This window comes from Nocardioides sp., assembly GCF_047607365.1.
GTDB lineage: Bacteria > Actinomycetota > Actinomycetes > Propionibacteriales > Nocardioidaceae > Nocardioides.
The window spans coordinates 1-7116 of record NZ_JASGDD010000202.1; the positions used below are offsets into that span (position 1 = coordinate 1).

At 71.3% G+C, this 7116-nt stretch carries 8 protein-coding genes; 4 read left to right on the forward strand and 4 right to left on the reverse strand.

Annotation, left to right across the window (positions count from 1 at the left end; all coding sequences use genetic code 11):
* Positions 1–318 (forward strand): tyrosine-type recombinase/integrase (locus QM572_RS15570; protein ID WP_415094716.1); only part of this gene is annotated, 318 nt, incomplete at its 5' end.
* Here the strand turns inward: QM572_RS15570 and QM572_RS15575 are convergent.
* The gene (locus tag QM572_RS15575; protein WP_415094718.1) at positions 208–894 is read right to left on the reverse strand and encodes a M23 family metallopeptidase; all 687 of its coding nucleotides are present in this window, start codon (positions 892–894) and stop codon (positions 208–210) included. The two genes, QM572_RS15570 and QM572_RS15575, sit on opposite strands and share 111 nt — an antisense overlap.
* A 400-nt stretch (positions 895–1294) precedes the next feature.
* Here QM572_RS15575 and rpsB point away from each other — a divergent pair, with 400 nt between their 5' ends.
* Positions 1295–2149, forward strand: coding sequence for a 30S ribosomal protein S2 (gene rpsB / locus QM572_RS15580; RefSeq protein WP_415094721.1), 855 nt, complete (start codon positions 1295–1297; stop codon positions 2147–2149).
* Between the two features lie 51 nt (positions 2150–2200).
* Positions 2201–3010, forward strand: a complete 810-nt coding sequence (gene tsf, locus QM572_RS15585) for a translation elongation factor Ts (protein ID WP_415094723.1) — start codon at positions 2201–2203, stop codon at positions 3008–3010.
* A 205-nt stretch (positions 3011–3215) separates the two neighbouring features.
* Here tsf and QM572_RS15590 read toward each other — a convergent pair whose 3' ends face one another.
* The 3 genes from QM572_RS15590 to QM572_RS15600 are packed head-to-tail and all read right to left on the reverse strand — an operon-like array spanning position 3216 to position 5898.
* A complete protein-coding gene (locus QM572_RS15590) occupies positions 3216–3770 on the reverse strand; it encodes a cysteine hydrolase family protein (protein WP_415094725.1) in 555 nt (184 codons plus the stop codon).
* Positions 3770–5467: an MFS transporter gene (locus QM572_RS15595; RefSeq protein WP_415094727.1), complete on the reverse strand. Its 1698-nt coding sequence runs from the start codon at positions 5465–5467 to the stop codon at positions 3770–3772. Before QM572_RS15595 ends, QM572_RS15590 begins: the two co-directional genes overlap by 1 nt.
* Positions 5464–5898, reverse strand: coding sequence for a MarR family winged helix-turn-helix transcriptional regulator (locus QM572_RS15600; RefSeq protein ID WP_415094729.1), 435 nt, complete (start codon positions 5896–5898; stop codon positions 5464–5466). The genes QM572_RS15595 and QM572_RS15600 overlap by 4 nt, the downstream gene beginning before the upstream one ends.
* Positions 5899–6054: 156 nt before the next feature.
* On the opposite strand from QM572_RS15600, the gene QM572_RS15605 reads away from it, so the two are divergent.
* Positions 6055–7116 (forward strand): SPFH domain-containing protein (locus tag QM572_RS15605; RefSeq protein ID WP_415094731.1); only part of this gene is annotated, 1062 nt, incomplete at its 3' end.

Below are 7116 nucleotides of genomic sequence, written 5' to 3' on the forward strand. Positions count from 1 at the left end.
CTCGCGCGGGGCCGTCCTGCCCTGGCCGCCGACGGCAGCGGCGCGGCCCTCTTCCTCGGTGCGCGCGGCGGGCGGATCGACCAGCGGGCCGTCCGCACCCTGGTCCACCGTCGCATCGCCGAGGTCCCCGGCGCGCCCGACATCGGGCCGCACGGCCTGCGTCACACCGCGGCCACCCACCTCCTCGAGGGCGGTGCCGACCTGCGCTCAGTCCAGGAGCTTCTGGGGCACGCGTCCCTGGCCACGACGCAGCTCTACACCCACGTCAGCACCGACCGGCTCCGCCGGGCGTTCCAGCAGGCCCACCCCCGGGCGTGAGCCCGCGCCCGAGGCCCCGGCGAGCGGCCGGACGGACGTCGCCGGCGTGTCGCGCCACAGTGGGAGCAGGCGCACCCGGACGGCGCCGACGAGGGTCAGCGGGTCGAGGTAGACGTCGTCGTCGTTGCGGATCAGGCCCCAGTGCAGGCAGGCCGCAGGCGCACAGTGCGAGGCGATGGACGTGAGGGTCCCGATCCGCTGCCCGCGTGCCACGGCGGTGCCGACGGCGACCGTGGCGCTCACCGGCTCGTAGGTCGTGCGGGTCTCGCCGGCGTCCACCACGACCACCGGCCTCCCGGCGATCGTCCCTGCGAAGGTGACCGTCCCCGCCACCGAGGCCGACACCGCCTGGCCGACCGCGCCCGCGAGGTCCACCCCGCGGTGGCCCGAGCCCCAGCTGGTCGTCGGCGGGTCGAAGCCGCGGACGACCCGCGGGGTGGGGGAGAGGGGCCACACGCCCACCGGGCCGGGCTCCGTGCCGGCCGCTGCCGCCCCGGGTGGGACGCAGCAGAGGAGGACGACGATCCACAGATGGGCGACGCGGAGCCCGGTCCGGCGGGCGGTGGCACCTCTCATGGGCACGACTCTCCCCGCGGGCACGGACGGTGACGGCGCGCGACAGGCCGGCCTGTGCGGAGCGGCGCCGTGACGTCGTACCGGGGAGGGGGAGTGGCCCACGATGGGACGGATGTGACCGGAGGTGGCCGGAGGTGACCGGGGGTGAGCGGGACGGGGGCGGTCGACGCTCGGATTCGCGCTCGGCGCTCGGCTGCGTCTACCCTGACCGGAGCAACCCTCACAGGTTGACTTCGCGCGTCCGCAGACCGCGACGCCCGGCCCTCCAGCCGCGGCGGCCGCCCGCGGGCGCAGCCCTCAGTCCCGAGCGATCGGGTCGGGCTGCGCGCAGACGCCAGGGCTCGCGGGCACCCGCCCGTGCGCGGCAACTGAAAACACACCACACAACAGGAGAATCACGATGGCAGTCGTGACCATGCGCCAGCTCCTCGAGAGCGGCGTCCACTTCGGGCACCAGACCCGTCGCTGGAACCCGAAGATGAAGCGCTTCATCGTCACCGAGCGCAACGGCATCTACATCATCGACCTGCAGCAGTCGCTGGCCTACATCGACCGCGGCTACGCGTTCGTCAAGGAGACCGTCGCCAAGGGCGGCACCATCCTCTTCGTCGGCACCAAGAAGCAGGCCCAGGAGGCCATCGCCGAGCAGGCGACGCGCGTCGGCCAGCCCTACGTCAACCAGCGCTGGCTGGGCGGCATGCTCACCAACTTCTCGACCGTGCACCAGCGGATCAACCGCCTCAAGGAGCTCGAGGAGATCGACTTCGAGGACGTGGCCGGCTCCGGTCGCACCAAGAAGGAGCTCCTGCAGATGAAGCGGGAGAAGGACAAGCTCGCCAAGACCCTCGGTGGCCTGCGCGACATGGGCCGCACCCCGTCCGCCGTCTGGATCGTCGACACCAACAAGGAGCACCTCGCCGTCGAGGAGGCGCGCAAGCTGCGCATCCCGATCATCGCGATCCTCGACTCCAACTGCGACCCCGACGACGTCGACTTCCCGATCCCGGGCAACGACGACGCGATCCGCGCCGTCGGCCTGCTGACCCGCGTGGTCGCCGACGCCGTCGCCGAGGGCCTCATCGCCCGCTCCGGCGCGAAGACCGCCGAGGGCGAGGCCCAGGCCGAGCCACTGGCCGAGTGGGAGCGCGAGCTGCTCACCGGCGCCGAGGCCGTCGAGGCCACCGACGCCCAGGGTGCCGAGCTCGCCGCCGAGGTGACCGAGGCCGCTCCGGCCGAGGCGCCCGCCGAGGCCTGAGTAGCCGACCTTCCCACGCACGTACACCGACGTACCAGTAAAGGAACACCCATGGCTTACACCGCTGCCGACGTCAAGAAGCTCCGCGAGCTGACGCAGGCCGGCATGATGGACTGCAAGAAGGCGCTCGACGAGACCGACGGCGACTTCGACAAGGCCGTCGAGCTGCTCCGCGTCAAGGGTGCGGCCAAGGCCGCCGCCCGCGCCGCCGAGCGCGAGGCCTCCGCCGGCCTCGTGGCCGCCTCCGGCAACGCGCTCATCAGCCTCAAGGCCGAGACCGACTTCGTCGCCAAGAACGAGGCGTTCATCAAGGCCGCCCAGGCCATCGCCGACGCGGCCGACGCGGCCAAGGTCGGCGACGCCGAGGCGCTCAAGGCCGTCTCGCTCGGCGAGAAGACGGTCGGCGAGACCGTCGACGAGCTCGCTCGCACCATCGGTGAGAAGATCGAGCTCGGCGAGGTCGCGTACTTCGACGGCACGACCACGGTCTACCTGCACAAGAAGGCCTCCGACCTGCCGCCGACCCTCGGCGTCCTGGTGGAGTACGCCGGCGACGAGGCTGCCGCGAAGCAGGCCGCCCAGCAGGCCGCCGCGCTCAAGGCGCAGTTCCTCACCTCCGACGAGGTCCCCGCGGACGTCGTGGAGAAGGAGAAGGACGTCCTGACCAAGAAGACGCTCGAGGAGGGCAAGCCCGAGGCTGCCGTCGCCAAGATCGTCGAGGGTCGCATCGGCGCCTTCTTCAAGGAGATCGTCCTGCTCGACCAGGAGTCGGTCTTCGAGGCCAAGAAGTCGGTCAAGCAGGTCCTCGACGCCGCCAACACCACGGTGTCGCGCTTCGCCCGCTTCGAGGTCGGTGCCTGACCGCACCGCTCACTGAGCAGCGAGGAAGCCCGCCCGGGTCACCGGGCGGGCTTCCGTCATTTCGCACGCGCTTCGCCGGGGCTCCGGTTGGCTCGCCGCACCCGCCAGAATCATGCATGTGCGGGATCCTGTCCGGCGTGTCGCGGGGCTGCCCGGGGTGTCATCGCACAAATGCACGATCGTGGCGACGACGACCCCCGACCGGTCAGATCGCGGCGAGGACCTCGGCGGTCGTGGCGACCTGACTCAGCTTCGGGAACACCGTCGAGACGCAGAAGTCGTGGACGGCAGGCTCGCGATCGAGCATCGCGTCGGCGACGGTGACGACGTTGAGCCCTCGGGCGAGGCCCTCCCGCACGGTCGCCTCGACGCCGGAGCCGGTCGCGACGCCGGTGACGAAGATCTGCGTGACGCCGCGCTCGGCCAGCCAGGCCTCGAGCGGGGTGCCGTGGAAGGCGCCGTGCGTCCGCTTGGTGACGACCAGGTCCGCGGCGCCGAGCGACGGGTCGAGCACCTGGGCCTCGGGAGGCAGCGCCCGTGAGCCGCCGGCCGGGTTGCGGTCGGTGCGGCCCGGTACGCCGTGGGAGACGTTGACCAGCACGACCGGAAATCCCCGTGAGCGGAACGCGGCGGCCAACGAGGCGGAGGCGGAGACGACCTCGGCCATGCCGGGGAGCGGCTGCGAGACGACCCCCGACTGGAGATCCACGACGATCAGGGTGGGCAGAGCGGGGCGGGGGTCGACGACGGTGAGCGGCATCAGGAGGCCGTCCTTTCGGCGGGAGTGTCAGCGGGAGTGTCAGCGGGGGTGAAGGACCGGGTGCCCGTCGTACCGGCTCCGCGGAGGGCGGAGGCGATGGCCGCGAGCAGGCCGAGGGCCGCGCCGAAGGCGAACACCACGACCAGCCCGGTGTGGAACGGCCCCGAGATCAGGCGGGGGAAGAAGTCGTGGCCGCCGACGGAGCGACCGACGAGCTGCTCGATCGGGTCGACGCCGAGGATGGCGGCGAAGAGCGAGGCGACCGGCGGCTGTGCGCCCGCAGCGGCGGCCGAGGATGGCGAGACGCCCGCCGCGACCAGGCCCGATGTCAGCGTGTGGGGGAGCGAGGAGGCCAGCCCGGCGATCATCAGCGAGAAGAACACGCCGATCGACAGCGCGGTGCCGCTGTTCTGGAAGGTCGCCCGCATGCCCGACGCGGCGCCGCGGTGCTCGGCCGGCACCGAGCCCATGATCGCCGAGGTGTTGGGCGAGGTGAACATGCCGTTGGCGATGCCGTTGACGAAGATGAGGGCCGCGAAGATCCAGTAGGGGAAGTCGATCGGCAGCAGGAGCAGTCCGAGGAACGTCGCCGAGAAGAGCAGCATCCCCGATGTCGCGATCCCGCGTGAGCCGAGTCGGTCCGACAGCGTCCCGGCGACCGGCCCGGCGATCAGGAATCCGATCGACAGCGGCAGGAGGAAGATGCCGGCCCACAGCGGCGTCTGGGCGTAGTCGTAGCCGTGGATGGGCAGCCAGATGCCCTGCAGCCAGATGATCAGCACGAACTGCATGCCGCCGCGGGCGATCGAGGCCATCAGCGCGGCGAGGTTGCCCGCGGCGAAGGCCCGGATCCGGAAGAGGCCGAGATGGAACATCGGGTTCTCGACGCGCGACTCGATCACCACGAACGCGAGGAGCAGCAGGAGGCCGCCGATGAGCTCGACCAGCACCCGCGGCGCGGTCCAGCTCATCGAGGACTCGCCGTGCGGCTGGATCGCCTCGGTGATGCCGATGAGCAACGCCGACAGCCCGACCGCGAACGTCAGGTTGCCCGCCCAGTCCAGCCGCGCCGCCGTACGACGGGTGGACGACGTCTCACGAAGGCGGGTGTAGGCCCACCAGGTCCCGAAGAGCCCGACGGGCACGTTGACCCAGAAGACGGCCCGCCAGTCCCACACGGCCAGCAGTCCGCCGAGGGTGAGGCCGATGAACTGGCCGGCGAGAGCGGCGACCTGGTTGGTGCCCAACGCGAATCCGCGGCGCTCGGGCGGGAACGCGTCGGTGAGGATGGCGGCGGAGTTGGCGGTCAGCATGGAGCCGCCGAGCGCCTGGACGATCCGCCACGCGATGAGCCAGATCGCGGCACGCTCGGCGTGGAACGGGTCGAAGCTCAGCAGCAGCGAGGCGACGGTGAAGACCGCGAAGCCGGCGTTGTAGATCCGCACCCGGCCGTAGAGATCGCCCAGCCAGCCGACCGGCACGACCAGGACGGCTTGGACGAGCCGGTAGCCCATGATCATCCACAGCAGGAAGCCGATGTTGCTCGGCTCGAGCGGGTCGAGCCCGATGCCGGCGAAGATCGCGGGCATGGCGATGAGCACGATGGAGCCGTCGAGCACGCTCATGAAGACGGCCGCCGTCGTGTTGGCCAGCGCGATCCAGTGGTAGTTGGCAGGCAGGTCGGACGCGCGGCTCACAGGTGGTCGACGACCTTCTCCATCGCCGGCAGTGCCGCATGCAGCGCCGCCACTTCGGTGGGGTCGAGGCGCCTCAGCGCCGCGGAGACCTGCCGCGTCCGGACGGCCTGCTTGTGGCGGACGATCTCGCGCCCGGCTCCCGTCAGCGACCACACGACCCGGCGACGGTCGCCGGGGTCGCCGCCGCGCGCGATCAGGCCCTTCGACTCGAGCGCGCCGACCGTCGTCCCCACCGCCTGGGGGCTGATCTGCTCGGCCTTCGCGAGCGCGCTGCCGGTCTGGGGGCCGAAGCGATCCAATCGGACCAGGGTCGCCAGCTCGGGGATCGTGACGCCCTGCTCGACGGGCAGCTGCTGGAGCCGTCGGCGGAGCTTGCTCACGGCCAGGACGAACCCGCTCGCGACGTCGTCGAGATCCTCGGAGGTGGTCACAGTTGATCAATCTAGATTGATCAATCACAACTGATCAAGCTCACCGCGTCCGACGCCCCGGATTGCGCTGACGCGTGCTGGCGCCGCGCGGTAGGTTTCCTGCGTCGGCGTGCGAACCCCTCGCGCGCCTCCACGTCCGCGGCGAAGGAGCCACCCATGGGACTCATCCAGGCAGCGATCGGGGCGATCGGCGGGACGCTCGCCGACCAGTGGGTCGACTTCTACACCGTGCCGGACGGCGTCGGGGCGACGGCAGCCGTCTTCCCGATCGCGAAGCGGGGCCAGAACGCCGGTCGCGGCAGCAACGTCCGCGGCTCCGAGGCCGTCATCACCAACGGCTCGAAGATCATTGTCCCCGAGGGCTACGGCCTGGTGCTGATGCAGGACGGCGCCTTCACCGGCTTCGCCGCCCAGGCCGGCGCCTACATCTGGAACTCCGAGGACCAGTCCTCCACCTCGATCTTCACCGGCGGCGGCCTCGTCGACAGCCTGATCAAGCAGAGCTGGGAGCGCTTCAAGTTCGGCGGCCGGCCCTCCGCGCAGCAGACGGCGGTCTTCGTCTCGCTCAAGGAGCTGCCCGACAACCGCTTCGGCACGCAGTCGGAGATCTACTGGGACGACGCCTTCCTCAACACCCAGGTCGGCGCCATCACCCGCGGCACCTACACGCTCAAGATCACCGACCCGCTCACCTTCCTGCGCAACTTCGTGCCGGCGAGCGTCATCGGCGGCGGCGCGGTCTTCGACTTCACCGACATGGACAACCCGGCCGGCGAGCAGCTCTTCAACGAGGTGGTCGGCTCGCTCGCGCCGGCCTTCTCGATGTACACCAACGACCCCGCCAAGGGCGGCCGGATCACCAAGCTCCAGCAGGACTCGCTCGGCTTCGCCCAGTCCCTCTCCGCGGCGGTCGAGCAGGGCTACCAGTGGCGGACCGAGCGCGGTCTCGAGATCGTCAAGGTCGCCATCGTCTCCATCGAGTACGACGCCAACACCCGTGAGCTCCTCAAGACCGTCCAGCGCGCCGACGCGCTCTCCGGCTCGCGTGGCAACTCGAACCTGCAGGCCTCCGTGGCCGCGGGCGTCGAGGCGGCCGGCGAGAACGCCGGCCCGGGTGGCCTGATCGGCATGGGCATGGGTGTCGGCGGTCTCGGCGTCGGCGGGCTCCAGCAGCCGGCCGCGCCGACGCCGCCGCCCACGGCTCCCGCCACGCCCGCC